Annotated in this window: 24 protein-coding genes; 6 read left to right on the top strand and 18 right to left on the bottom strand. The window is 33.6% G+C overall.

All coding sequences use genetic code 11. The features are described 5' to 3' along the window. The first annotated feature begins 62 nt into the window (after nt 1–62). Complete coding sequence (locus GQ47_RS12390; RefSeq protein ID WP_035648926.1) at nt 63–506, top strand: hypothetical protein; 444 nt, start codon at nt 63–65, stop codon at nt 504–506. A 60-nt stretch (nt 507–566) separates the two neighbouring features. On the opposite strand, the gene GQ47_RS12385 is transcribed toward GQ47_RS12390, so the two are convergent. The 15 genes from GQ47_RS12385 to GQ47_RS12315 all read right to left on the bottom strand — a co-directional run bounded on the left by GQ47_RS12385 (nt 567) and on the right by GQ47_RS12315 (nt 13,750). Next, on the bottom strand, nt 567–2,426 hold the full coding sequence (locus tag GQ47_RS12385; protein WP_035648925.1) for a M61 family metallopeptidase: 1,860 nt from the start codon (nt 2,424–2,426) through the stop codon (nt 567–569). Between the two features lie 100 nt (nt 2,427–2,526). Next, nucleotides 2,527–2,805, bottom strand: a complete 279-nt coding sequence (locus tag GQ47_RS12380; protein ID WP_035648923.1) for a DUF2805 domain-containing protein — start codon at nt 2,803–2,805, stop codon at nt 2,527–2,529. Nucleotides 2,806–2,924: 119 nt separating this feature from the next. After that, nucleotides 2,925–3,752 carry a sterol desaturase family protein gene (locus GQ47_RS12375; RefSeq protein WP_035648922.1) on the bottom strand — a complete coding sequence of 276 codons (828 nt, stop codon included), beginning with the start codon at nt 3,750–3,752 and terminating at the stop codon, nt 2,925–2,927. Nucleotides 3,753–3,944: 192 nt separating this feature from the next. Beyond that, on the bottom strand, nt 3,945–4,187 hold the full coding sequence (locus tag GQ47_RS12370; RefSeq protein WP_035648920.1) for a GlsB/YeaQ/YmgE family stress response membrane protein: 243 nt from the start codon (nt 4,185–4,187) through the stop codon (nt 3,945–3,947). A gap of 40 nt (nt 4,188–4,227) precedes the next feature. After that, a complete protein-coding gene (aqpZ, locus tag GQ47_RS12365; RefSeq protein ID WP_035648918.1) occupies nt 4,228–4,935 on the bottom strand; it encodes an aquaporin Z in 708 nt (235 codons plus the stop codon). 33 nt (nt 4,936–4,968) lie between these two features. After that, complete coding sequence (locus GQ47_RS12360) at nt 4,969–5,325, bottom strand: DoxX family protein (RefSeq protein ID WP_035648916.1); 357 nt, start codon at nt 5,323–5,325, stop codon at nt 4,969–4,971. A gap of 87 nt (nt 5,326–5,412) precedes the next feature. After that, a complete protein-coding gene (locus GQ47_RS12355) occupies nt 5,413–6,309 on the bottom strand; it encodes an EamA family transporter (RefSeq protein WP_035648914.1) in 897 nt (298 codons plus the stop codon). Between the two features lie 217 nt (nt 6,310–6,526). Beyond that, nucleotides 6,527–7,705 (bottom strand): peptidylprolyl isomerase, encoded by a 1,179-nt coding sequence (locus GQ47_RS12350; RefSeq protein WP_035648912.1) that lies wholly within the window; start codon nt 7,703–7,705, stop codon nt 6,527–6,529. A gap of 33 nt (nt 7,706–7,738) precedes the next feature. After that, on the bottom strand, nt 7,739–8,815 hold the full coding sequence (locus GQ47_RS12345; RefSeq protein ID WP_035648910.1) for a peptidylprolyl isomerase: 1,077 nt from the start codon (nt 8,813–8,815) through the stop codon (nt 7,739–7,741). A gap of 17 nt (nt 8,816–8,832) precedes the next feature. Beyond that, nucleotides 8,833–9,522 (bottom strand): gliding motility-associated peptidyl-prolyl isomerase GldI, encoded by a 690-nt coding sequence (gldI, locus tag GQ47_RS12340; protein WP_035648908.1) that lies wholly within the window; start codon nt 9,520–9,522, stop codon nt 8,833–8,835. Nucleotides 9,523–9,528: 6 nt separating this feature from the next. Continuing rightward, the gene (locus tag GQ47_RS12335; RefSeq protein ID WP_035648905.1) at nt 9,529–10,533 is read right to left on the bottom strand and encodes a DHH family phosphoesterase; all 1,005 of its coding nucleotides are present in this window, start codon (nt 10,531–10,533) and stop codon (nt 9,529–9,531) included. A gap of 101 nt (nt 10,534–10,634) precedes the next feature. Continuing rightward, nucleotides 10,635–11,891, bottom strand: coding sequence for a voltage-gated chloride channel family protein (locus tag GQ47_RS12330; protein ID WP_035648903.1), 1,257 nt, complete (start codon nt 11,889–11,891; stop codon nt 10,635–10,637). Nucleotides 11,892–11,987: 96 nt separating this feature from the next. Beyond that, nucleotides 11,988–12,371 carry a RidA family protein gene (locus GQ47_RS12325; RefSeq protein ID WP_035648901.1) on the bottom strand — a complete coding sequence of 128 codons (384 nt, stop codon included), beginning with the start codon at nt 12,369–12,371 and terminating at the stop codon, nt 11,988–11,990. A gap of 160 nt (nt 12,372–12,531) precedes the next feature. Further along, nucleotides 12,532–12,840 (bottom strand): chaperone modulator CbpM, encoded by a 309-nt coding sequence (locus GQ47_RS12320; protein ID WP_051951509.1) that lies wholly within the window; start codon nt 12,838–12,840, stop codon nt 12,532–12,534. Beyond that, complete coding sequence (locus tag GQ47_RS12315) at nt 12,830–13,750, bottom strand: DnaJ C-terminal domain-containing protein (RefSeq protein ID WP_035648900.1); 921 nt, start codon at nt 13,748–13,750, stop codon at nt 12,830–12,832. The genes GQ47_RS12320 and GQ47_RS12315 overlap by 11 nt, the downstream gene beginning before the upstream one ends. 304 nt (nt 13,751–14,054) lie before the next feature. Here GQ47_RS12315 and GQ47_RS12310 point away from each other — a divergent pair, with 304 nt between their 5' ends. Beyond that, nucleotides 14,055–14,804, top strand: coding sequence for a hypothetical protein (locus tag GQ47_RS12310; protein WP_035648899.1), 750 nt, complete (start codon nt 14,055–14,057; stop codon nt 14,802–14,804). Nucleotides 14,805–14,895: 91 nt separating this feature from the next. Here the strand turns inward: GQ47_RS12310 and GQ47_RS12305 are convergent, their stop codons facing one another. Beyond that, nucleotides 14,896–15,423 carry a hypothetical protein gene (locus GQ47_RS12305; RefSeq protein WP_035648898.1) on the bottom strand — a complete coding sequence of 176 codons (528 nt, stop codon included), beginning with the start codon at nt 15,421–15,423 and terminating at the stop codon, nt 14,896–14,898. Between the two features lie 231 nt (nt 15,424–15,654). On the opposite strand from GQ47_RS12305, the gene guaA reads away from it, so the two are divergent. From guaA to GQ47_RS12285, 4 genes are all read left to right on the top strand, one after another. Then, nucleotides 15,655–17,184: a glutamine-hydrolyzing GMP synthase gene (guaA, locus tag GQ47_RS12300; protein WP_035648896.1), complete on the top strand. Its 1,530-nt coding sequence runs from the start codon at nt 15,655–15,657 to the stop codon at nt 17,182–17,184. 61 nt (nt 17,185–17,245) lie between these two features. Beyond that, entirely contained in the window at nt 17,246–19,162 is a 1,917-nt protein-coding gene (locus GQ47_RS12295; protein ID WP_035648894.1) for a LysM peptidoglycan-binding domain-containing protein, read from the top strand. A 95-nt stretch (nt 19,163–19,257) separates the two neighbouring features. Further along, complete coding sequence (locus GQ47_RS12290; RefSeq protein ID WP_035648892.1) at nt 19,258–21,360, top strand: PBP1 and LysM peptidoglycan-binding domain-containing protein; 2,103 nt, start codon at nt 19,258–19,260, stop codon at nt 21,358–21,360. After that, nucleotides 21,360–21,761 carry an OsmC family protein gene (locus tag GQ47_RS12285; RefSeq protein WP_008462463.1) on the top strand — a complete coding sequence of 134 codons (402 nt, stop codon included), beginning with the start codon at nt 21,360–21,362 and terminating at the stop codon, nt 21,759–21,761. The genes GQ47_RS12290 and GQ47_RS12285 overlap by 1 nt, the downstream gene beginning before the upstream one ends. A 55-nt stretch (nt 21,762–21,816) precedes the next feature. On the opposite strand, the gene GQ47_RS12280 is transcribed toward GQ47_RS12285, so the two are convergent. Together GQ47_RS12280 and GQ47_RS12275 are read right to left on the bottom strand one after the other, a co-directional pair. Beyond that, nucleotides 21,817–23,673, bottom strand: a complete 1,857-nt coding sequence (locus GQ47_RS12280; RefSeq protein WP_035648890.1) for a glycoside hydrolase family 35 protein — start codon at nt 23,671–23,673, stop codon at nt 21,817–21,819. 92 nt (nt 23,674–23,765) lie between these two features. Beyond that, the gene (locus GQ47_RS12275) at nt 23,766–25,142 is read right to left on the bottom strand and encodes a Gfo/Idh/MocA family protein (protein WP_035648889.1); all 1,377 of its coding nucleotides are present in this window, start codon (nt 25,140–25,142) and stop codon (nt 23,766–23,768) included. Nucleotides 25,143–25,153 lie beyond the last annotated feature (11 nt).

Below are 25,153 nucleotides of genomic sequence, written 5' to 3'. Positions count from 1 at the left end.
GAATTCGTGGCGAATAACAAAAAAACTTCACGAAATTTGCACTTCAAATAAAGACAATTAATATGAAAATAAATCTAAAATCAGGAATTGACAAATTGCTTTTCGGAATGAAACAGAACGATGTAACGGCTGTTTTAGGAAAACCTGATAAAAACTATAAAGACGAAGATGACAATGTGATTTTTGTATACAATGCACATAAAATCAGATTAACATTTTATGAAGAAGAAGATTTGAAATTTGGTTATGCAGTTGTATCAAGCAATGATTTAGAAGTTTTCGGATTCAAAATAATCGGAAGAAATATTGCCGATGTAAAGAAAGATTTTGCTGCAAAAGGAATTACAAAATACAATCAGGAAACTTTTGATACTTTCGAAAATTACTTTAACGAAGACAATTGGTTTATTCTTCAAACCGAATTTGATGAAGTAGTAAAATTTGAAATTGGCGCAATCATTAATAATAAAGATGAATTTGACTGGAAGTTTCCGGTGAAGAAATAAAATAAATATAAAAAAACCGACAATCACTTGTCGGTTTTTTTTATTTGTCTTAAAAAGAAATTATCCTTTTAACCACGCATTTTTAAGTTTTTCTTTTGAAGCATCAGTAGCTTTAAAAGTTTCAGATTCTTCATAAGGTAACTTTACAGTTCCCTTGATAGTTTCTTCTTTTCCTGCACGTTTAATTTTTACAGTAATTGGATCGTTTTCTTTCCAGTTTTCACTTTCTCCAATTAAATCATAAATATTCGCAAGAGAATAAGGTTTGTCATTAATAGAAACCAAAATATCGCCACCTTTTAAATTTAGGTTTTTGAAAAACGCATTTGGTTCAATATCAGAACGAACAGCAATTTCTTTAGTTTGTTTGTCAACAGAAATATAAGGCGTTTGTCCTTTTAAGAATACTGGACTCGCTTTTTTCTCAGTTGCTTTTGTTACTCCAACTTTTGCTAAATAAACATCATAAGGAATTGGAGTTGTTCCAGCTACATATTTATTTAAGAATTCACCAACTTCAGGATAAGTCAATTGTGTGATTTTAGCAAAAAGTTCATCATCATTAAATGGTTTTTCAATACCATATTCGTTTGATAATTTATGCATTAAATCAAGAATTCCTCTCTCGCCATTGCTTTTTTCTCTAATAATAATATCGATACACATACCAATCAAAGCACCTTTTTGGTAAACATTCAAATATTGGTCTTTATATGGCTGCTCCAAAACATTTTTACTCATTACAGTAAACGACATCGTATCATTTAAGCCTTTTGCCTGTTCGATTTTATCAGCGATTCTAGTGTAAAATTCAGCTTCATCAATTAAACCTTGATTGATTTGGAAAAGATTTGCAAAATATTCTGTAACACCTTCATACATCCATAAATGCTCTGACATTTTTGGTGCATTGTAATCAAAATACTGAATTTCTTTTGAGTGAATTGTCAATGGCGTTACAATATGGAAAAACTCATGAGAAACTACATCTTTCATTGATTCAACCAATTTTTCTTTCGGCATTGATTCCGGTAAAACAACCGTTGTCGCTGTTGGATGCTCTAATGCTCCAAAACCGTGTGCATCATCTTTTGCCAAGCTTGATAAATACAATAAAACAGTATATTTTTTAGTAGAATTGATTTTTCCTAAAAAGTTTTTCTGCGCCGTCATCATCGTTTTCATTTCCGGCGTAATGCTTTCTGCAGTAAATTTCCCTGTTGGAGAATAAACAGCAATCAAAATATCCATTCCGTTAACGTTGAATGTCGTGTAATCAGGTTTAGAATACATAATCGGATTTTCAACCAAAACAGCATAACGAGGCGTTGTAAAAACGTCGCTTGTCTTACTTGCATCTTCATCAGTCATTGAAGTTGCGCCCCAAAGCGTTTCAGGATGCGTAATCGTAACTTTATAAGGTACATCTAATTTGTCCTGAAAATAACCAACAAAACCGTGTGTATTCACCATAAAATTTACACCGGCGTTGATGTTAGTTCCAGCTGGAGAAAATACATCATCATTTCCAAAACCGGTTCCTTTTTCAGTGTCGAAAGTATCTCCAACTAAATAAGTGATTTTTTTAAGTGTTTTTGCATTAGAAATTGACCATGAATTATCATCAATTCTCTTTACAGTTAACTCATTTCCTTTAGCATCAAAAGCTTTAAATCCATCAGAATATTTACCATAATTATCTGTAGAATAAGTTCCAGGAACTGTTTTTGGAATACTGTAAATTACTTCATCCGTTTTAATTGCCGGAGGTGTAACAGTCACCAGGACTTTATCATCTTTAACATCTACAAGATTGATGTTAACATCTACAGTTTTGCTTTTTGCATCTCCCGATGTGCTTCCCGTTTTACAGCTCCAAAATGTTACAGCAAGAGCTAAAGTGTAAATTATTTTTCTCATTTGTTCGCGTTTAGTTATGTGTATTTGACTTCTAAATTATCAAATTGTTACACTTTTATATAAATATAAAAAAAAACTCCTGAAATTCAGGAGTTTTATCTTAATCTAGTTTGTTCTTTATGTAATATTTTCCATCCAAATCCTCATCGAAGTCGTCAATTTTGACTGGCTTTGGTTTTGGCTTATTTGCAATTGCCTTTTTTTTCCACATTTCAAATTTTTCTACAGGCATCTTCTTTTTCATGATTTCAAGAACTTCCTTTTCTGCTAATCCAAATTCTTTTTTTATGATTTCAAATGGATTTTTTTCTTCTAAAGCTAACGAAACAAGTCTTTCTGTTTGTTCCCAATTCAATTCTTTGCGGCTACTCTTTTTCATCTCGTGAAAATTAATTCAAAATAGAGGTTAATGATTAATAGATTGATTTTCATTTTATATATCAATATTAATAAAAAAAATAATTAGTTGGTACGCTGAACTATTTTTTTTTATTGATTTTAACTGTTTTTTGCTGATCTTGATTTTTGAAACGGAATTTGCAACAAATTTGCTAATTTGTTGTGTTCTTCGGGCTTCATATGAGTATCAACTCCGTAAATTAATTCTTCTTTTGGCAAAGTTGTAAATGTTCCGAAAAGACGATCCCAAACCGAAAATATATTTCCATAATTACTGTCTGTGTAAGGAAGCATATAATGATGATGAACCTTATGCATATTTGGAGAAACAATTAGGTAACTTAAAAAAACATCCAGCTTTTTTGGTAACGAAATATTGGCATGATTGAATTGCGAACCAATAACGGATAGTGATTGGTATAGAAAGACCATCCACATTGGACTTCCAACAATTAATACACCTAAAGTTGTAAAGATAAAACGAATGACGCTTTCGCCAGGATGATGCCTGTTGGCCGTAGTTGTATCAATCCAGGTATCTGTGTGATGAATAAGATGAAAACGCCATAAAAATTTTATTTTATGCTGTACGAAATGTGCCAGATAAGCGCCAATCAGATCCAGTAAAAGCAAACCTATTATAGTATAAAGCCAAATTGGGATTTCAGGAAGCCATTCCAGGATTCCAAAATGATTTTCAGTAGTCCAAGCTGCGGTTTTGATTAAGATAAAAGCTAAAACGAAATTGACAATAATTGTCGTAAGCGTAAAAAAGATATTGATTCCTGCATGATGCCATTTTTTGTACTGCATCTGAAAAAGAGGAAAAGTATTTTCGATTAGCCAAAAAAGAGTTATTCCTCCAACCAAAATTAAGCTTCTGTGTGAAGAAGGAATTGTACTGAAATAGATAATAATGTTATTCATAATTCAATAATGTATTTGTTCAAATGTAGTAAAATTGACGAAATAACAACATGAATTATGATAAATATGTATTTTAACTTCTAATTTATTAAATTATTTAAAATAAAAAAAAAGAGAAAAAAGGTTGTTAAAACTTCTTTTTTCTCTTGATATGATTTTATTAGGTAACTAATTTATTTTGATGTCTTTGGCTTAAGCTTTTTTAATCAGGCTGATAATGAAGAGTAAAACCCACGCACCACCAACAGCAATTAAAATTTGCCAAAGAAGTCCGCCTCCACCAATGCCAAATTTTCCGGCAATCCATCCGCCAATAAAACCGCCAATGATTCCGACGATAATATTACCAATTAAACCAAATCCTGCACCTTTCCAGATTTGACCAGCTAGCCATCCGGAAATTGCTCCTATAAGTAAGAAATATAAAAATTCCATAATTGAATGTTTTTAGTTTATGTTTGATTTATTTTGGGGATTAAGCTTCATCATGATTTTGCAGCAAAGTTTTATAGATAAACCCAGCTACAATTGCACCTAATATTGGCGCCACCCAAAATAGCCAAACTTGAGATAAAGGTTCACCTCCAACAAAAATTGCCTGAGATAAAGATCTTGCAGGGTTAACTGAAGTATTGGTGATTGGAATACTGATTAAATGAATTAAAGTTAAAGCCAAACCAATTGCGATTCCTGCAAATCTTCCGTTTGCGAATTTGTCTGTAGCTCCCAAAATCACTAAAAGGAAAAATAAAGTCAATACAAATTCGGCAATAAAAGCTGCCTGAAGTGAATACCCGTCAGGAGAAAAAGCGCCAAAACCATTTGATGCAAATGCACCAGCTTTTGTATTGTCAATTACAAAACCGGCTTTTCCAGAAGCGATTGTGTATAAAGTTCCTGCCGCAGCAATTGCTCCAATACACTGTGCAATAATGTAAGGAATAAGATCTTTTGCTGAAAATCTTCCGCCAGCCCACAATCCAAATGAAACTGCTGGATTAAAATGTCCACCGGAAATGTGACCAACAGCATATGCCATTGTTAGAACCGTTAAACCGAAAGCTAAAGCAACTCCTGCAAATCCAATTCCTAAATCAGGAATTCCGGCTGCAAAAATCGCGCTTCCGCAACCTCCAAAAACTAACCAAAAAGTTCCAAAAAACTCTGCAAATAATTTTTTCATAATTAAGTAATTTTAAATTAATAGATTCGATTATTAAAGGGTATATTGGAATGCCCAAAAAATCAAAACAATTTGTAAGGGCAAACGTACAAATAAAATCCATTTGGGTAAATTAAAACTTGCTTTTTTATTTTGGTACATGTATAAATTCGCAGGAAATACTGCAATTAACAATGCAATAATTCCCCATGCGGCAAAATTTTTTGTAAAAGGAAGCAATAGGAGGAAGCCTAATATGATTTCGGCAGCTCCACTTAAATTATTTAGTAATTTGGGGTTTTTAAATGCGGGCGGAATGATCTTAATGTACATTCCCGGCTTTCTGAAATGATTAATTCCGGCAATTATATATAAAAAAGCCATTAAATATAAATGCCAAGGTTGTTTCATGATATAGTGTTGTATATCACGAATTTATAAAAAAATTAACAATTATTGCATTACAAGGCCCTTTTTTTTAAAGAGCATCAAAAACGTCTATTTTTTAGCCTTGAAATTTACATTCATAATAATTATGGCGAGAATGATTAAAACAATTCCGATCCATTGTAAAAGGATAACTTTTTCATTCAAAAGAACAAAAGCCATTGTAACAGAAACAGGAAGTTCAAGAGCAGAAACAATACTTCCTAATCCAATTCCGGTCAAAGGGAAACCAGCATTCATTAACATAGGAGGGATGATGGTTCCAAACAAAGATAGAACAATTCCCCATTTCATAAAAATAGCCAGATTAAAAGCTCCTGTCTGAGTTGCGAAAGCGAAAGAAAAAACAATTACAGCTCCTCCCAAAAGCATATACAAACTGCGTTGTGCAGACGAAATTTCGGTTGCAACACGATTTGCGGTAAACATAGTTGTAGTGAAAGAAGCAGCTGCTAAAATCCCCCAAACGATTCCTCTCCAATCCAATTGAAAATCAGCATGAATAAGATTTGTAGCCAAAGCTGTTCCAATAAGAACAATAAAAACGGCGATTACTTTTTGTTTTGAAGGTAGTTTTTTTTCTAAAATCATTTCTAATAAAACGCCCATCCAAACCGTCTGCATCAATAAAACAATCCCAATTGAAACCGGAATATATTTTACAGCCAGATAATAAAACAAACTTGTCATTCCTAGTGAAGTTCCGGCAAGCATCAGGCTGAAAATGTTTTTTGAAGAAGCTTTTACAGCAGTTCCTTTATTTTTTATTTTCTGAAATGCATTGATTATCAAAATTCCAATTATTCCCAAAACAAATTGAGAAGTTGTTACTTCGGCTGTTGTATATCCTTCAGAATAAGCCATTTTTACAAAAGTAGCTAGCATTCCGTAAGTTGTAGCTCCTAAAGCAACTAAAAAAACTCCTTTTAATACATTGTTTTGTGACATTTGATATTCCTGTTTTAAAATTAAGGCCGGCAAAGGTAAGCTATTTTGTTTGTGATTTAATAGAAAAATGAAGTAAACATTAGGATTAATATTATTCAGGGATTGTTTTATGACTGTAAATTATATATTTTTTAAAAATTAAAAACCTGTAAAAACGAAAAAACCATCAAAATATAAGCTTTGATGGTTTTTATTTTTAATAAATCTTTCAGTTCAATTATTTGACTGGCTGATTTTTATAAGTTTCAATTTCGAAAATTAAAGTTGCATTTGGAGGAATCACACCGCCAGCACCTTTTTCTCCATAAGCTAAATTTGAAGGAAGGAAGAAAATTGCTTTTTCTCCGTCTGTCATCATATCTAAAGCTTCAATGAATCCCGGAATCATACCGTCTTTTTTGCCCACTGCAAAAGGAAAAGCTTTGTATCCGCCTGCTGCATCTCTGTTTGCATCATATTTTCCATATGCTTTTGCAACTGTTGCCATACTGCTATCAAAAAGATTTCCGTCTTCAAAATAACCCGCATAGTGGAAATAAATTGTTGATCCTTCAGCGCCTTTTACGCCAGTTCCTTTTTGTGTAATCACATATTTTAAGCCAGATGCAGTTGTAGTTGCTTTTGCTTTAGTTGCTGTAAAATAAGCTGCTTTTTGTACAACTACTTTTTGTGCTTCAAGTTTTTTTGCCTCTTCTTTTTTAACATCATCAGCCAAAACTTTCACAGCATCAAACTTTTTAGCAGCGTCGCCTTTGCGTGTAATTGTAATTTTTGTCATGATATCATTCTGAACAATTTTATTTACATTGTCCATTCCTGAAACGACATGACCAAAAATAGTGTGTTTTCCGTTTAACCAAGGAGTATCTTTATGTGTAATGAAAAATTGGCTTCCATTAGTTGCCGGACCAGAATTTGCCATTGCCAAAATACCACCTTTGTCAAATTTCAATTCTTCAGTAAATTCATCTTTAAAGGAATAGCCCGGACCTCCAGAACCATTTCCGTCTGGATCTCCACCCTGAATCATGAAATCATTAATAACTCTGTGAAATTTCAAACCATCATAAAATGGTTTACCTTTTAGTTTTTCTACTTTAACATTTGGATTATTTCCTTCTGCCAAAGAAATAAAATTTGCAACAGTAACTGGAGCTTTTACATATTCTAATACAACAACAATATCACCTTTTGAAGTTGAGATTGTTGCAAAAATACCTTCATTAGGATTTGCAGGCGTAACCGTTTTTACCGCTGCTGTTTTTGCTGGAGCTGCCGATTTTGCCGGAGTTGTTTTTGTAGTCGCAGCTTTTGGTTTTGCTGCTGGTTTTTTAGTTGCCTGAGCTTGTAAATTTACTACTGCCAAACAGAATAATAATAGAAATTTAAATTTCATTTTGTTTCGAATTTAAGTCTATGAAATAATTTATTATTGTGGTTTTTCTAACAATTGAATCTCGAAAATAATGTTAGCATTTGGCGGAATAACTCCTCCAGCACCAGTTGCTCCATAAGCTAAATGAGAAGGAATAAAAAGAACCGCTTTATCTCCAAATGACAACTGCTCAATTCCTTCAATAAATCCAGGAATCAAACCATCTTTTTTACCTGCTTGAAATGGAATTGGTTGATAACCGTTTTGTTCTGCTCTTGTAGTATCATATTTTCCAAAAGCTTTATTAACATCTGGGATGCTTGAATCGAATAAAGTTCCATCTTCAAGGAAACCTGCGTAATGAATATAAATCTGGGTTCCAATTGCTGGTTTTTTGCCAGTTCCTTTTTCGGTAATAACAAACTCTAAACCTGAATTGGTTTTTGTTGCTTTTGGTCTGATTGAAGCATAATAAGCCACTTTTTCTTTTTGAACTCCGGCATATTTACTTTTCTCTTTTGCAATTTCTGAAAAATAGTCATGGAATACTTTTACGGCATCAAATTTCTTTGCTGCTTCTCCATTTCTGATAATTGTAACTTTTACAATCGTGTCATCTTGTTTTACTTGATTTACAACTTCTTGTCCTTTTTCAACTACATGACCAAAAATAGTGTGTTTTCCTTCTAACCAAGGCGTTTCAACATGCGTAATAAAAAACTGGCTGCTGTTTGTTCCAGGACCGTTATTTGCCATTGCCAAAACTCCAGGTTTGTCAAATTTCAAATCGGTAATTTCGTCTTTAAATTTATATCCAGTATCACCAGAGCCAGTTCCTTCAGGATCTCCAGACTGGATCATGAAATTTTCAATAACTCTGTGAAATTTTAAACCATCAAAAAAGGGTTGATTTTTTTTGTATTCTTTGGTTACAAATTCGTTTTTTCCTTCTGCCAAAGTCACAAAGTTTGCTACTGTAACAGGCGCTTTTGTATAGTCTAATTCAACAATGATATGTCCTTTATTTGTTTCAATGTCGGCGTATAAACCATCAGGCAAATTGCTGTGTTCATCTTTACAAGAATAAAGTGAGGTTACGGCTAATAGTAATAATAAGATATTCTTTTTCATTTCTAAAATGTTTTTATTTAAGGGTTTACTGTGTCTTTTTTAGTTGGTGCGGCAGGTTTTGAAGCAACCGGTTTTGGAGTAGCAGGTTTCGGTGTTTGTCCTGCCGAAGCTTGTGCATCTGCAGGTTGTCCAGCCGGAACAGCTGTTTTTGGAGCTGCAGGATCTGGAACAAAATTACGAAGCGTTACGGTGCACATTAAAGATTCATTTGGCCCAATTTTGTTATTGTCTCCATGATATCCGTAAGCAATGTGTGAAGGAAATAAAAAGGTAACGGTTTCGCCCTTGTGCATATATTTGATTCCATCACGCAATCCCATCATAATGTCTTGTTTGTCTACATAATAGGTTTGCGGACCAAGATCAGCTTCAGAATAAATAATTTTACCCTGAATGTCTTTTACTTCTAAATTGAAATAAGCAATGTCTCCTCGACGAGGCGCTTGAGTTTCGTTAGGATTTTTTTCATCATAAGAAAACCAATAGCCTTTTTTGGTAGCGTAATATTTTACTTTCGGATTGCTTTTTATGATTTTTTTGATCACATCCTCTTCATTAGCCACTAGCTTTTTATTTCGGTCAGCTGATTTTTTCATGAAAGTGCCCGATGCTCTTGAAAGCGGTCTTCTAGCTTCTTCATGTTGCTTGCAGCTGGCAAATAAAACAGTAAAAAGAAGTGTGTAAATACTGATTTTTAAATATTTCATATTCGGTTATATTGCAAGTTTAGTAACTAAATCTTCAAATTTCGCTAAGGTTTCTTCCATTGATAATTCAGATTTTCCGCCGGCTGCATTGCTGTGCCCTCCGCCGTTAAAATGATCTCTGGCAAATTGATTTACATCAAATCCTCCTTGCGAACGGAAAGATATTTTAATGATTTTCTCGTCCTTATTTTCGATAAAAATAGCGGTAAAAACAATACCTTTTATACTCAGTCCGTAATTTACGATTCCTTCAGTATCGCCTTTTACATAATCGAATGAATCTAATTCATCCTGAGTAAGCGAAGTATAGGACGTTTTATGTTCTTCAAAAACTTTCATATTCTGCAAAGCACGACCTAATAATTGTAAACGGCTGTATGAGCTGTTATCGAATAATAAAACGGGAATTTGCGTGTTTTCAACACCTAAATCAATTAATTCAGCAATAATTCGATGCGTGTTTCCTGTTGTTCCTGGAAAACGAAACGAGCCAGAATCAGTCAAAATTCCGGTGTAAATACAGGTTGCAATAGTTTTATCAATATCTTCTTTTTTGTTTAGAAAAGAAATAAAGTTGTAAACCATCTCACAGGTTGAACCAAATTCAGTGTCAGAATACATGTAGGTTGCATAATCATCAGGTTTTTGATGATGATCGATCATGATAAACGGAACTGTCAATTTTGCTAAAGTGTGTTCCATTTCGCCTGTACGATGAAATGCATTAAAATCAAGTGTGAAAATTAACTCGGCTGCTTCTAATATTTGGGTACAGTTTTCGGTATCTTTTTCAAATATTTTTACGTTTTCAGAACCCGGAAGCCAAGCTAAAAAATCAGGAAAATCATTAGGTGCAATTACCGTTGCCTGATGATTATTTTTTATTAAAAAATGGTATAATGCTAAAGTTGAACCCATAGCATCGCCATCTGGTCCTCTGTGCGGGATTATTACAATTTTCTTTGGGGCAGAAAGCAACAATTGTATTGCCTGAATATCTTGTATTTTCATAGTGTGCGAATTTACATTTTTTTAATGTAATGTTGCAATCATTTTATAGATTAACACACTTTTAAGTTATGAATTACAAGTTGTGAGTTTTGGGATTTAAATCAAAGATGTTCCAATTCTTCTTTCTTAAATCTTTGATACAATTTGTATTTAGCGCCTTTAACGATTTGCGATTTATAAATTCCGACAGAACCTGAGGAAAAATAAGCGATTGTACAACCAATTGCAATGAATATTCCAGGCTGAATACCAAATAATTCCATTCCCATAATGGTACATGCGATAGGTGTGTGGGTTGCGCCAGAAAAAACAGCTACAAATCCAACTCCGGCCAGAAGTGCAATTGGCATTGGAATTATGGTTGACAAAGCGCTTCCTAAAGTTGCGCCGACAAAAAATAACGGGGTTACTTCACCGCCTTTAAAACCAGCGCCTAAAGTAAATCCGGTAAAGAGAATTTTTAGTAGAAAATCATACCATTCGTTTGGATTTGAAAATGAATCTACAATTACAGGAACGCCAAGTCCAGAGAATTTTGTAAATCCTAAACCTGCAATTGCAATTGCCAGAATGACGCCGCCAATAACAGGGCGAAGTGGTGGATATTTTACATTTTTTGAAAAAAGAGAACTCCAAAAGTGCGTGCTTCTAGCAAATAATAAAGCAGCAAAACCAGATAAAAGCCCGATAATTATGGTATAAAATAAATTACTGAAATTAAGTTCTGGAATAACCGGAATACTGTAATGTGTATGTTTGATTTCCCAAAATTCAACTGTGAAATAGGCAGCATAAGCTACTAAAAAAGAAAGCAAAATACTTTTGAAATTGATTTTACTAAAATATAAAACCTCTAAAGCAAAAATAGCACCGGCTAAAGGTGTTCCGAAAACGGATGCAAAACCTGCGCTGATTCCGAGAATAATTAAAATTTTGCGTTCGGAATTATCGAGTTTGAAAAATTTGGTGAATTGATCAGCAATCGCGCCTCCCATTTGAACTGCTGTACCTTCACGTCCGGCAGAACCTCCAAATAAATGTGTAAGTAATGTTCCCAAAAGAACTAAAGGCGCCATTTTGAACGGAATAGTTTTCTGTGGATTTTCGTATTCTTCCAACAATAAATTGTTCCCTTTTACAACAGATTCTCCGAAGTAATAATAGCTTAAACCAACTAATAATCCGCCTATTGGCAAAAGCCAAATAATCCAATCGTGTGCAATTCTAAATTGGGTAACCCATTCTAAAGAAACTAGAAAAAATGCTGAAGCGGATCCTGAAAGTATGCCAATTAATGCACAAATAATTATCCATTTTGAAATAGAAAGCAATAATTGTTTTAGGTTTTGGGAAGTCATTTTTTAAAGAGGAGCGTTTTTTTCGCCACGAATCACAAATGTAAAGAATTGAATACTTTAATAATAAAAAATTCGTGAATTCGTGGCGGAAAAATATTATTGTACTACAGCTGTAAATTCGATTTCAACCAAATATTCTGGAGCAACTAATTTGCTGATTTCATAAAATCCGGTTGTAGGTTTTACATCTTTAAAGAAAGCCGAATGTGCTCTGGCAACTTCTTCAAAAGTAGAAACATCTGTCGTAAAAATTCTTGTTCTGATAACATCTTTAATTCCAACGTTCAAATCTTCAAGAACTTTTTCAACACGTTCAATAATGTTATATGTCTGCGCGTAAGCGTCATCGGCTTTCACTTTATCACCATCAACAATCGCTACAGTTCCCGAAACCTCGATGATATTACCAATTCTTACAGCACGGCAGTATCCCATTTTGTCTTCCCACGGTGATCCTGTTAAGATGTTTTCTCTTTTCATTTTATGATTTTTTTTGAATTGTTTTTGGTGGTTTTTAAAAACAAATTCAGGTTAATTAATGCGCTGCAATTTATAAAATAAGGTGGTGAAAAAGAATCATTTTGGTTTGAAATCCTATTATAAATCTTTCTTTTTTGTGATATTTTAAAATCCCATTTGCTTATTCTCTTACTTCCTGTTCTTCGTAAATTCTAAGTTTGTTTTGGGTATTTGTTAAATGTTGCTGTAAAGTTTCAATTTTATTCAGCAGATGATAAATGGCATCAATTCCTTCTAAATTGATATTTAAATCATAATGCATACGCATCATTTTTTCGATTGAGGGTAATTGTTCAGGCTCTAAATATTCATCATTTTCTTCAAAAATAATTTTGATCAAACCATAACTATTTAGCTCTTTTATAAATGTATTTTCAATTTCGTGATACAGACAAAACTGTTTTATTTGGATCAAATTTTTACTGCCCATGATTTCTAAGTTTAGATAATTCTGCAAATAATTCTTTTTCTTTTTCCGATAATTTAGTTGGGATTTTTAGGTTGTATGTTACATACAAATCGCCAAATTGATTGTCTTTCTTATAAACAGGAAATCCTTTTCCCTTTAATTTGACTTTTGTTCCGGTTTGAGTTTCGGCTGGAACTTTTATTTTTACTTTTCCATCAAAAGTTTTAATGCTAATTTCTCCACCAAGAATGGCAGTGTACAAGTCCAAATCAACATTTGAATATAAATTATTGCCGTCTCTTTTAAAATCAGAATTGTTTTCAATTAAAAAAGTAATGTACAAATCGCCATTTGGCCCGCCATTTACACCGGCGCCGCCATGCCCAGGGATTTTTATAACCTGACCGTTTTCAACTCCGGCCGGAATAGTAATTCTGATATTTTTGCCATTAACGGTCAAACTTTGTTTGTGCGTGGTATATGCCGATGCTAAATCCAGTCGTAATTCGGCATTAAAATCCTGGCCACGATATTTGGACTGAGCTCGGCTGCTTCGTCCAGATCCGTACATTGAATTGAAGAAATCGGAGAAATCACTTCCCGAAAAATCACCTCCAAAACCAGAAAAATCCTGTCCGCTTTGTTGTCTTGAATACTGCTGTTGTTGCTGATTTGGATCATAACCTGCTTTTTCAAATTCATCGGCGTGTTTCCAGTCTTTTCCGTATTTATCGTATTTTTTGCGGTTTTCAGGATTGCTTAAAACCTCATTTGCTTCGTTTATTTCCTTGAATTTTTTCTCCGCTTCCTTATCATTCGGGTTTAAATCCGGATGATACTTGCGAGCTAGTTTTCTGTAAGCTTTCTTGATTTCAGCTTCCGTCGCGGTTTTCGTAATTTCTAATGTTTTATAGTAGTCGATATAATCCATTTTCCTAATTTTTTTAATGAAGAAAAATTTAAACCTTGAATTTAGGAATAAGTTGCTTACTGTCAAAGCAAAAGAAGATTTTATAACAAAATTTTTACAAAAGAAATTAATTAGAATATCTTATAGATGATATTTAATTTTTACAATTTGAATTAAACCTTGGCAGGTTTTTTGATTCTAAAAATTAGCCCAAATAATTGTTATAAAAACCTTAAAGTGAAAGTTCAGAAACAAATTATGTTATTTTTGCTTTGCTATAAATATTTTATAAAATTATAAAAGCCGATTCGATAAAACTTTTTCAATGAAGCACATTTTATTTGTCATATTATTTTTTACTGTTGCCTCGGTATCAGCCCAAACGGAATTTAGTACTAAATTCAAGAGTATTCCAGCTCCAAAGTTTGGCGCAAAACCAAAAAAAATACCTGCTCCAGATATGCCAAGTTTAGATGATCCGGCTGCACCAAATGGTGAAATTCCAAGTATAAAAACACCAAATGTTTACGATAATACCAAACTAACGACAAAATCTAAATTTCAGGTTGGGGAAGAAAAAAGCAAATTTTCAATGTCAACTGAAAAACAGTTTGCCAATCCAGGGGATCGATATGTGGACAAAATGGAGAAAGATTTGAATAAGGCTTTAAAAGATGCCGGATTAAAAGAAGATCAGCAGCCTTTAGTTATGACAGATATCAGTTATGGTGATATAAGAACAAGTTCGTCTTGGTTTCTTATCAAATGCCGTGATTATGGTGCTATTGATGGAGATTTAATTAAAGCCGTTTTAAATCAAGATGTTATAAGAGAAAGAATGCTTTTAAGATCTGATTATCAGGAGTTTAAAATTTATCTTAAAGATGGAATTAACACCTTTGAATTGATTGCTCTTAATAAAGGGGAACTTGGTGGAAATACTGGAGAATTCCAGATATATGATGCAGAAGGTAAATTCATTTTATCTGATTTATGGCAAAATTTAAATACAGGAGTACAGGCAAAATTTGTCATTATAAAAGAAGATGAAAAAGTTGGGAAAAAATCAAAATAAGAATTGATTTATATAATTATATATTGCTAAGATTCTAAGTTTTGATTTAGAATCTTAGCAACTTAGAGTCTTAGCAACTCAGAACCTTAGATTAAAACGGATCCGCAGTAACCTTAAACTTCATATCAGCTTTAACAGTTACATCTTTGGTTAAAGTTTCTTTCAATGTTACCTGAGTTCTAATTTTGTAACTATCGGCTTTAATGTATTGGTCTAGTTTTTTATCGGTACAAATCAAATCAATTGTGTTGCTGGTTGACATAATATTGTCCTGATAAGCCAATTCAATTTCGTCAGAGTTTGTAGTCGAAATATACAAATGAACCGATTTTAAAAACGTAAATGTTTTATCTGACGGATCAGAAATCGATAATTTTAATGATCTCAATTTTACATCTTTTACAAGACTAGCTTTTGTTTTGTTGTTTTCAAATTCGGCAGATGAATTTGTAGTTACTTCCGGCGTGATTATTTCCGAAGGCAGATTAATAGGCGAAGTACTCTTAATTTTTATTGAAGTTTCATTCGAAATACTGAATGTCAATAAATCATCAACAGCATCACAAGAAGTTAAAAAGATTGACAGCAAAATTGTCAAGGCAATAAATTTTGATTTCATAGTTAAATTTAAATTGGGTTTTTCTGTAAATACGAAATATTTTGAGGTTTGGATTTTTTCTAAGATGCTAAGTTGCTAAGATTCTAAGTAACTAAGTTTTTTACCTTTTTATTACGTTGAAAAAAACTCAGAACCTTAGCAACTTAGCATCTTAGAACCTAAAATGAAAAAAAAATATTTTTTTTCATTGCTCCGATTTTTCAATTTCGAATATAAAAAGTATTTTTGCGCATGCAACACAACGTACTTATTTTAGATTTCGGATCGCAATATACTCAACTTATTGCGCGTAGAGTTCGCGAATTAAATATATTCTGCGAAATTTTCCCTTACAATCACATTCCAAGTGATTTATCAAGTTATAAAGCCGTAATTTTAGGAGGAAGCCCTTTCTCTGTTAGAGGAGAAGATGCACCGCATCCAGATTTATCGCAAATTAGAGGTAAAATGCCTTTATTGGCCGTTTGTTATGGAGCGCAATATTTAGCGCATTTCAGCGGTGGTGAAGTAGCAGCTTCTAATACAAGAGAATACGGAAGAGCAAACTTGTCTTATATTAAAGAAGGTGAAACTTTCTTTGAAGGAGTTTCAGAAAATAGCCAGGTTTGGATGAGCCATAGCGATAGTATCAAAGCACTTCCAACAAATGCTGTAAAATTAGCAAGTACGCATGACGTAGAATACGCTGCTTACAAAATTGAAGGCGAAACTACTTATGCAATTCAATATCATCCAGAAGTTTACCATTCAACAGATGGAAAACAAATGTTAGAAAACTTCTTAGTAAAAATTGCTGAAGTTCCTCAAAACTTTACTCCAAATGCTTTCGTTGATGAAATGGTGGCTGAATTAAAAGAAAAACTAGGAAACGATAAAGTTGTTCTTGGTTTATCTGGTGGAGTAGATTCTACTGTGGCAGCAGTTTTATTAAACAAAGCAATCGGACAAAATTTATATTGCATCTTCGTTAACAACGGACTTCTACGTAAAAACGAATTCCAAAGTGTATTAGATCAATACAAAGGAATGGGATTAAACGTAAAAGGTGTAGATGCCGGAGATCGTTTCCTTGGCGAATTAGCTGGAATCAGTGATCCTGAAACAAAACGTAAAACAATTGGTCGTGTATTTATCGAAGTTTTTGATGATGAATCACATTTATTAGAAGACGTAAAATGGTTAGCACAAGGAACAATTTATCCAGACGTTATCGAATCTGTTTCGGTAAAAGGACCATCTGCAACTATTAAATCGCACCACAACGTTGGTGGATTGCCAGATTATATGAAATTAAAAATTGTAGAACCGCTTAGAATGCTTTTCAAAGATGAAGTTAGAAGAGTTGGAGCTACATTAGGAATAGATCCTGAATTATTAGGAAGACACCCTTTCCCAGGACCAGGATTATCAATCAGAATTTTAGGAGATATTACTCCAGAGAAAGTACAAATTTTACAAGATGTAGATTCTGTATTTATTGAAGGATTAAAATCTTGGGGATTATATGATAAAGTTTGGCAGGCTGGAGCAATTTTGCTTCCTGTAAACAGTGTTGGTGTAATGGGTGATGAGCGTACTTACGAAAAAGTTGTAGCACTTAGAGCTGTTGAATCAACTGATGGCATGACGGCTGACTGGGTTCATTTGCCTTATGATTTCTTGATGAAAGTATCAAATGATATTATAAATAAAGTAAAAGGCGTGAATCGCGTTGTTTACGATATTAGTTCAAAACCACCTGCAACAATTGAGTGGGAATAGTAAGATTTTTCAAATTAAGGCGTTACATTTGTAACGCCTTAATTTTTTAAACCTACTATTTATGAGAGAATTTTTAACGTTTTTTCTTGTCTTTATTTTGTCTTTTAACAGAATAACTGCACAAGATTCATTTATTGAGCACAAAATTCAAAAGGGAGAAACCGCTTATTTTATAGCCCAAAAATATAAGGTTTCGGTTGATGAAATCTACAAGTTCAACCCCGAATCTCAAAATGGAATCAAAGACAATCAGATTATTAAGATTCCGGTTCATTCTTCAGAAAAAATAAAATCAGACCAACAAATTACTCATATTGTTGGGGAAAAAGAAACACTTTACGGTTTATCAAAAAAATATAAAGTTTCTCAAGAAGCACTTCAGGAAGCCAATAAAGAAATTCTTGCCGGCGGACTTCAGGTTGGTCAGGAATTAATTATTCCGCAAAATGCTTCAAATCTTTCAAAAACTGAAAACACAAATACTTCAAAAGCTTCGCATCTTGTTGTTGCTAAAGAATCGTTATTCAGCATTGCCAGACAATATAATGTCTCGGTTCAGGATTTAGAAAATGAAAATAAAGAATTGCTGCAAAACGGATTGCAGATCGGGCAAACTATTTCAATTCCGAATAAAAGAAAAACTTTAGACGGAAGAGTTCGTGTGATTAATAAAGAAACTATTTTTCATGTTGTTGAACCAAAAGAAACGAAATTTTCGATTGCAAAAAAATACGGAATTTCTATCGATCAATTAGAATCACAAAATCCAGAAATTGTAAACGGATTGATTATTGGAAATAAATTAGCCATCAACACAAAAGAAATAAGACCTGCAAATGAAAGCGAAGAATTGATGCTTGCTCTTGCAGAAAAACAAGTTGTGGTTGAAAAAACAAAAGCCAAAACTGTAGAATTAGAAGATTTGAAAGACAGATTGGTTATTCAGAAAGAAATGAATCAGAAGATTATCAAAATCAATGATTTGAAAGTAAATCTGAATGATATGAATGGTTCTAAAGAAAATTCGGTTGAAAAATTGCGTTTGGTTTTAGAAGCCAATAAAAATGTTCAGGATATTTTGATGGCCAAATTAGATTCATTAGTAAATACAATGAATAATGATTTGGTTGAATTGAAACGAATGGATATTATGAATGTTGATGAATCAAAACGTCTGGAAAGACAATCGTACGAAAGCATTGGGAAAACCAGTGAATTATCTTCTCAATTGAAAAAAGAATTGGCAGAAAACAGAAAAGCATATGCCGGTTTGATGAACAAAGTAGAAAAAATAGCCGTTGAAGAAAATCAGGAATACAAGAAGAAAATCCGCGAAAGCGAAAAAAATAATAATGTAACTTCAATTCAGCAAAGACTTTCTTTAGAAGAAATCAAGCGTTATAAAATCGAGCAGGAGCAAGGTGATGCGCAAAACCAGCTTTTGATAGCGAAAATCGATTCATTAGACACTCAAAAGCAAATTGAAGTAAAAAGACATATCAGCAAAGCGTCCTATTATAGTATGGAAGCTCGAAAATTTGATGATAAATTGGCTTTGGTCAAATTGAAAAAGTATCAGGATGAAGCAATTAAAAAGCAAAATAAATCGGGGATTTCTGAAGCTTCAAAAGTGGTTTCATTAGAAGAAATGAAACGCGAATTGGAAGAAAATCCGCTTAAAAAAGGCAAAACAGTTAAAGTTGAAGTTTTTGATAATCTTAAAGAAGTTTCAAACGGCTATTACTTAGTTTTAGGTATATTTACAGACGCAACATTACGCGATAAGCTTATCATGAAACTTATTGATTCTGGTGATTTTAACGCAAGTTTCTTTTTCAATATAAACAGTCTTTCGTATTATGTTTACTCGAATAAGTTCGAAAACATGGAAGAAGTTTTGTATAAATGCAAGAAAAAGGAAGAAGATGAGTTATATAAAGAGATAATTATTGCTAAGGTCGAGATTGATCTGAGATAATATTTGGGACGGAATTAACACTGGCTCGAATCTTGCTCTGACAAGAATTTAGTAACTTGTTTTTGAATTAAAAATTAAATTGTTTTAAGTCTATTATGAAATATTATTCAACATTATTGTTTCTTGTTTTTTTTGTAACCTGTTCTGCTTTTTCGCAGGGAAAGACAGTAAAATATACCGTTTCAGGAAATGAAACTGTAAATGAGATTGCATTAAAATTTAAAGTTACGCCTTATGATATTTATGCATTGAATCCTGATGCAAGAAATGGTGTAAAGCCAAATACGGTTTTGCTGATTCCTGCAAGCGGTTCAAAAACAGCGGTAAAATCTGAACCAACTGTGGCGAAAACGGCTGCTAATTCTAAAGATATTATTCACGAAGTACAGCCTAAAGAAACTTTTTGGAGTATTGAACATAAATATGGAATTTCAGATGAAGATTTGAAAGCCGCAAATCCATTTTTAGAAAAAGATGGTGTTGTAGTTGGACAGAAATTGGTAATACCATTCGGAAAAAGCATAAAACAAAGCCAAATAACTGCAACTCCCATAAAAAAAGAATCAGCTTCAAAGGAAAAGTATGTATATCATGATGTACAGCCAAAGGAAACAAAATTTGGTATCGCAAAGCAATATAATATGACAGTTGAGGAATTGGAAAAAAGAAATCCTGAAATTGTTTCAAACCTTCCAGTTGGATACCGATTGACTATAAAAGGAACTGCTCCAAAAACAGAAGCAGGGCCAATTGCAAACACCACAAAACCTGCTGAAACCAAAAAAATGGAAACTTCTAAAAAAGCAGTTTCTTACATGGATTATCAAGTAAAGCCAAAAGAGACTTTTTATAGTTTAGGAAGAACTTTTCATTTGAGCCAAGAGGAATTGACGGCATTAAATCCAGCACTTTCTGAAGGTGTAAAAGAAGGAATGGTTTTGAAAGTTCCGACAGGATATTTAGCGCCTCAGCCGATTATCGCTCAGGCACAACCAGTAGAAAAAGCTGTTGAAAAGCCAATTGAAAAAGCGGTAGAAACTTCAGCTCCAAGCGGTATTAAAATTGTTGATAAAGTGAAATCTGAAACGGTTTCTGCAGATCCTGAAATAGTAGAATTGACAAAGAAAAGAGGTCAGACTGATCGTCAGAAAGTAGTTTTATTATTGCCGTTTAATTTGGCTAAAATGCAAAGTGATACTACAAGTGCTGCAAACCGAATTAAAAGCGATAAATTTTTAAATATGACGTTGGATTTTTATTCAGGAGCGATGATGGCAATTGATTCAGCTAAAACGTTGAAATTACCAATTGATGTTGCCATTTATGATTCAGGCGAAACTAAAACTTCATCGAATATTTCAAGTTTAATTGCTCAGAATAAACTACAAAATGCCAACGCGATTATTGGACCATTTTATCAAAGTAACGCTGAAGCAACTGCAAATGCGCTTCGCTCAAATAACGTTCCGGTAATTTCTCCGTTATCAAAAGATACTGCAAACCCAATTGATAATTTATATCAGGCGATTCCATCAAATGATGTGATCCGTAATTCTGTTTTTGATTATATGCGTGCAAAAAACGGAAATATAGTTGCCGTTGTGGATAAGAAAAAAGAATCGGTAATAAATTATATTAAACAGAATCAAAAAGGTGTAGTATTTGCTTCTTTAACAGAAACCGGCGGATTAGATGTTGCTAATCTAAAAGGTTTGCTTCTTCCTGGAAGAATGAATTATGTAGTTATGGAAACAGGAAATACGGCTATGATAAAAACAACAATAAAAGCATTGCTTGATTCGCAAAAAACATGTCAGGTACAATTAGTTATTTTAGAACCAAACAGTACATTGGATACTGATGAAATTAGTTTTGATAATTTGATAAAACTGAAATTGATGTATCCTTCTATTACGCGCGAAAGTAATGAGGCAGGAGCATTGATTTTCAAAAAAGAATATAGATTGAAAAACAAAGTGAATCCAAATACTTATGCAACAAAAGGATTTGATGTCACTTTTGACACCATGATGCGTTTGGTTCAGGGAAAAACATATCAGGAAACAGCAGATTTAATGACCACAGAACAAGTGGATAATAAATTTCAATATTACAAAAAAGAAGATGGCGGACACGCAAACAAAGGTGTTTACATTTTATATTACGACACCGATTTAACTTTAAAAGCAGCAAATTAATGACATCAAAAGTAACCTATTTAGGCGATTTAAGAACAAGTTCAATTCACGTGCAATCTGGAAGCGAAATTATCTCAGATGCGCCATTAGATAATAACGGAAAAGGCGAGGCTTTTTCTCCAACAGATACAGTTGCCAATGCTTTAGCAAGCTGTATGATGACAATTATGGGAATTAAAGCTCGTGATTTAGAAGTTGATTTTGTTGGTTCTACAGCGGAAGTAACTAAAATCATGAATGCAGAACCAAGAAGAATTGGAGCAATTGAAATTGTATTTCAAATGAAAAGTAATGCTGATGAAAAAAGCAAAACTATTTTGGAAAGAGCAGCAATGACCTGTCCAGTATTCTTGAGTTTAAGTTCAGAAATTGAAAAGAAAATTACTTTCAACTGGAACTAATTTTTAAACGAATATAAAAAAAGCCATTCACCGCGGTGAATGGCTTTTTTGTTTTTTATCCTTTTTCAGGTTTTAAATCTTCTAGAATTGGTGTTGCAATAGTTTTGACTTCTTTTTGAACGGTTTCATTTTTTTGTTCAAAAATGGTAATTTGGTTTTTTCCTTTTTTAAGCCAACATCCTGGAACGTAAAGCGTTTGTTGTGGACCAACACTCCAATAACGGCCAATATTGATTCCGTTGATAAAGACAATTCCTTTACCAAAGTCTCTCATATCTAGAAATGTATCTCCTATTTTTTTCAAATCAAAAGTTCCTTGGTACAAAACAGGACGATTTGTTTTTCCTGAGTTTTTGTAAGCCGTTAAGTCAGGTTCTTTATTCATTGGGAATTTATACATTTCCCAATTTCCGGTAATCGTTTCTCCATTAATAATTACCGGACTGATAATTCCTTTGTTGTTAGAATTAATTTGAGAACCATAATTAATACGTCCCATATTTTCGACTAAAATATCTAAAGTCGCATTGAAAGGAACTTCAATTTCGCAGCTGTATTTTTTGTAATAGCGGTTTAATTCGGCAACTTTTTTTCCGTTCAGATATACGATGGCATAATCACGCAATCCGTTTAATTCCAATTTTCCACTGATAGGCTGTGTAAATTTTTTGCTGTACCAAACATAGCCTTCGCCTTGATTTAATTGCTCAAATGTTTGTGGCGTATCTTCGATTATCGGATCGATTTTCGATTTTAAATCTTCCAAATCAACCACTTTCGAAAGAGAAATATTTGGAATTGTGATTACAGGAATTTGTTCAGGAATATTTGGTGTTTCTTTAGTTTTTAAAAGTTCTCTTAAAGCATTGTATTTTGGAGTTGCCCAGCCGGCTTCGCTTATTGGAGCATCATAATCGTATGATGTCATATCGGGCTGAATATCGTGTTCTTTATCATAATTAGCACCAGAAGTAAATCCGAAATTGGTACCGCCGTGAACCATATAATAATTGAACGATACCTTATTATCTAGATACTTTTTAGTTTGACGAACGGTTTGTTCTGGTTTTTGTGTTGGGAAAGGTTCTGCCCAATGATCTAGCCAACCCGGATAGAATTCAGCAACCATGTATGGACCTTGATTATTATTAAATTGATCAACCACTTTTTTTAGTTTTGCGACATCATCTTCGCCATTTGCAGTTGGTAAAGCTCCTGGAAGAGCTCCGCCTTCAAAAAGCCAGCTTCCATCTGAAGTAAAAAAGGGAACTTCGAAACCAACATCTTTTAATTGTTGAAAAACAGCTGCACTATATTTTTTATGTTCTTCCAACGGAATATCTTTTCGTTGAGAAACATACGAACCAAATTCATTTTCGCCCTGAACCATGATAATTGGCCCGCCTTTCGTAATTTGTAAATCGGTAACTTGTTTGTATAATTCAGTAAAATAAGCCTTTGTAGCGGCTAAATAAGCTGTGTTATTACCGCGAATAACCATATTAGGAACATTTTGCAAGAACCATGGATAACCTCCAAATTCCCATTCCGCACAAACGTAAGGACCTGGACGTAATATGACAAACAAACCTTCTTCCTGAGCGGTTTTAATATATTCGGCTAAATTTTTATTACCTGTTTTAAAATCCCAAACTCCGGGAACAATTTCATGATAATTCCAAAATACATAAGTAGCAACAGCGTTTAAGCCCATTGCTTTCATCATCTTTAAACGATGTCTCCAATACGGCTGTGGAATTCGGGAGTAATGCATTTCACCAGAGTGAATTTGTATCGGATTCCCATTTAAAAGAAAATTCCCGTCGCGAATCGCAAAGGTTTGCTTTTGTTGTGCAGTTGACGATAACGCTGTGAAAAGCAAAAATAAAAAGGTGTATAAGATTTTTTTCATTAGTGAAATACTATAAATAACTGTAATAAACAAGAGAGCATTTTTTTTAAATAATGCCCTCTTGTCCCTTTTAACTAACCAATAAAAAATATTTACTCAGAAAACTCTAATTTTTTAAGTTTATTCCAGCCTCCACGAGTAAAATCAGGAATTTCAACAGGAGCCGAATTATTATCTAATGAAATTTCTGTTAATGGACCAAGACAAGACCATTCGGCTAAATCGTAAACGTCCATATCTAATGGAAGTCCTTTTTGAAGGCAGTGAATTAAACGATAATCCATAATAAAATCCATTCCGCCGTGACCACCCACTTTTTTAGCTTGTTCCTCAATTCCTTTTGCGATTGGATGTTTGTATTTTTCCATTAAAGCTTTTTTAACTTCTTCAGGAACAAAAGAATGTGCGCTTAGTTTTTCATGATTTGGTTTAACATCATCCCCAAGTTCTTTTCCATCTAAGGCATAACCTTCTAACGGATATTTATTTGCGAAACCTTTTGTACCGCTCAATTGATACATTCTGCTGTACGGACGAGGCGAAGTAACATCATGCTGAATCTGGATTGTTTTTCCATTTTCAGTACGAATCATCGTCATGGTATGATCTCCGTTTCTAAAATCTTTAATTTCCTGTCCTGATTTTTCTTTGATGTAAGCAGGATTTCCAACTGCTTTTGTATCCATAGAAACCAGGAAATTCATTTTGTCACCACGGTGAATATTTAGTGCCTGACAAGCCGGCCCCATTCCGTGTGTCGCATAAATATCGCCGCGGTGTTTGATGTTGTAATCCATTCTCCAGTTGTTCCAGTATTCTCCCCAGAATGGCTGTAAACCATGGATGTAAGAACCTTCAGCATGAAGAATTTCTCCAAATAAACCTTGTTGTGCCATATTTAAAGTAGTCAATTCAAAGAAATCGTAAACACAGTTTTCCAACTGCATACAGTGTTTTCTAGTTTTTTCGGAAGTATCAATAAGTTCCCAGATTTCTTTCATTGTTAATGCTCCCGGAACTTCAATAGCAACGTGTTTTCCGTCTTTCATTGCTTGAACGCCAATTACGGCATGATGAAGCCAATCAGTTGCTACATAAACTAAATCTACATTTGGCAGCGCTGTAACTTTTCTCCAAGCATTTTCATCACCATAAAATTCCTGCGCTTTTGGAAATCTAGCTTTAGTCAAAATTTCATTCGCTTTAGAAGTGTTTTCCTGAGTCATATCGCAAAGTGCAACAATTTCAACACCCGGAATATGCGTCATGCGTTCAACAGCTCCAGGACCGCGCATTCCAAGTCCGATGAAAGCAATACGAACAGTTGGAATAGCAGGTGCAGACATTCTAAGAACATCTTGCTGTCCTTTTGGTCTTGATGGTGTTTTGGTTTTGATCATTTGTGCCGAGACTGTCCAGCCAAATAAAATACAGACGATTAAAAAGAGTTTTAAAATACGAGTTTTCATATGTGGTTATT

It is taken from the genome of Flavobacterium sp. ASV13 (assembly GCF_000745775.1).
In the GTDB taxonomy this organism is placed as follows: Bacteria; Bacteroidota; Bacteroidia; order Flavobacteriales; family Flavobacteriaceae; genus Flavobacterium.
Note: the sequence above shows the minus strand (reverse complement) of the source record. Positions and strands in the feature narration are given on the sequence as shown.

What these genes read in the sequence shown, in the direction of transcription:
- GQ47_RS12390 (WP_035648926.1), top strand. Translation starts at nt 63, where the DNA reads ATGAAAATAAATCTAAAATCAGGAATTGACAAATTGCTTTTCGGAATG.
- GQ47_RS12385 (WP_035648925.1), bottom strand. Translation starts at nt 2,426, where the DNA reads ATGAGAAAAATAATTTACACTTTAGCTCTTGCTGTAACATTTTGGAGC.
- GQ47_RS12380 (WP_035648923.1), bottom strand. Translation starts at nt 2,805, where the DNA reads ATGAAAAAGAGTAGCCGCAAAGAATTGAATTGGGAACAAACAGAAAGA.
- GQ47_RS12375 (WP_035648922.1), bottom strand. Translation starts at nt 3,752, where the DNA reads ATGAATAACATTATTATCTATTTCAGTACAATTCCTTCTTCACACAGA.
- GQ47_RS12370 (WP_035648920.1), bottom strand. Translation starts at nt 4,187, where the DNA reads ATGGAATTTTTATATTTCTTACTTATAGGAGCAATTTCCGGATGGCTA.
- aqpZ (WP_035648918.1), bottom strand. Translation starts at nt 4,935, where the DNA reads ATGAAAAAATTATTTGCAGAGTTTTTTGGAACTTTTTGGTTAGTTTTT.
- GQ47_RS12360 (WP_035648916.1), bottom strand. Translation starts at nt 5,325, where the DNA reads ATGAAACAACCTTGGCATTTATATTTAATGGCTTTTTTATATATAATT.
- GQ47_RS12355 (WP_035648914.1), bottom strand. Translation starts at nt 6,309, where the DNA reads ATGTCACAAAACAATGTATTAAAAGGAGTTTTTTTAGTTGCTTTAGGA.
- GQ47_RS12350 (WP_035648912.1), bottom strand. Translation starts at nt 7,705, where the DNA reads ATGAAATTTAAATTTCTATTATTATTCTGTTTGGCAGTAGTAAATTTA.
- GQ47_RS12345 (WP_035648910.1), bottom strand. Translation starts at nt 8,815, where the DNA reads ATGAAAAAGAATATCTTATTATTACTATTAGCCGTAACCTCACTTTAT.
- gldI (WP_035648908.1), bottom strand. Translation starts at nt 9,522, where the DNA reads ATGAAATATTTAAAAATCAGTATTTACACACTTCTTTTTACTGTTTTA.
- GQ47_RS12335 (WP_035648905.1), bottom strand. Translation starts at nt 10,533, where the DNA reads ATGAAAATACAAGATATTCAGGCAATACAATTGTTGCTTTCTGCCCCA.
- GQ47_RS12330 (WP_035648903.1), bottom strand. Translation starts at nt 11,891, where the DNA reads ATGACTTCCCAAAACCTAAAACAATTATTGCTTTCTATTTCAAAATGG.
- GQ47_RS12325 (WP_035648901.1), bottom strand. Translation starts at nt 12,371, where the DNA reads ATGAAAAGAGAAAACATCTTAACAGGATCACCGTGGGAAGACAAAATG.
- GQ47_RS12320 (WP_051951509.1), bottom strand. Translation starts at nt 12,840, where the DNA reads ATGGGCAGTAAAAATTTGATCCAAATAAAACAGTTTTGTCTGTATCAC.
- GQ47_RS12315 (WP_035648900.1), bottom strand. Translation starts at nt 13,750, where the DNA reads ATGGATTATATCGACTACTATAAAACATTAGAAATTACGAAAACCGCG.
- GQ47_RS12310 (WP_035648899.1), top strand. Translation starts at nt 14,055, where the DNA reads ATGAAGCACATTTTATTTGTCATATTATTTTTTACTGTTGCCTCGGTA.
- GQ47_RS12305 (WP_035648898.1), bottom strand. Translation starts at nt 15,423, where the DNA reads ATGAAATCAAAATTTATTGCCTTGACAATTTTGCTGTCAATCTTTTTA.
- guaA (WP_035648896.1), top strand. Translation starts at nt 15,655, where the DNA reads ATGCAACACAACGTACTTATTTTAGATTTCGGATCGCAATATACTCAA.
- GQ47_RS12295 (WP_035648894.1), top strand. Translation starts at nt 17,246, where the DNA reads ATGAGAGAATTTTTAACGTTTTTTCTTGTCTTTATTTTGTCTTTTAAC.
- GQ47_RS12290 (WP_035648892.1), top strand. Translation starts at nt 19,258, where the DNA reads ATGAAATATTATTCAACATTATTGTTTCTTGTTTTTTTTGTAACCTGT.
- GQ47_RS12285 (WP_008462463.1), top strand. Translation starts at nt 21,360, where the DNA reads ATGACATCAAAAGTAACCTATTTAGGCGATTTAAGAACAAGTTCAATT.
- GQ47_RS12280 (WP_035648890.1), bottom strand. Translation starts at nt 23,673, where the DNA reads ATGAAAAAAATCTTATACACCTTTTTATTTTTGCTTTTCACAGCGTTA.
- GQ47_RS12275 (WP_035648889.1), bottom strand. Translation starts at nt 25,142, where the DNA reads ATGAAAACTCGTATTTTAAAACTCTTTTTAATCGTCTGTATTTTATTT.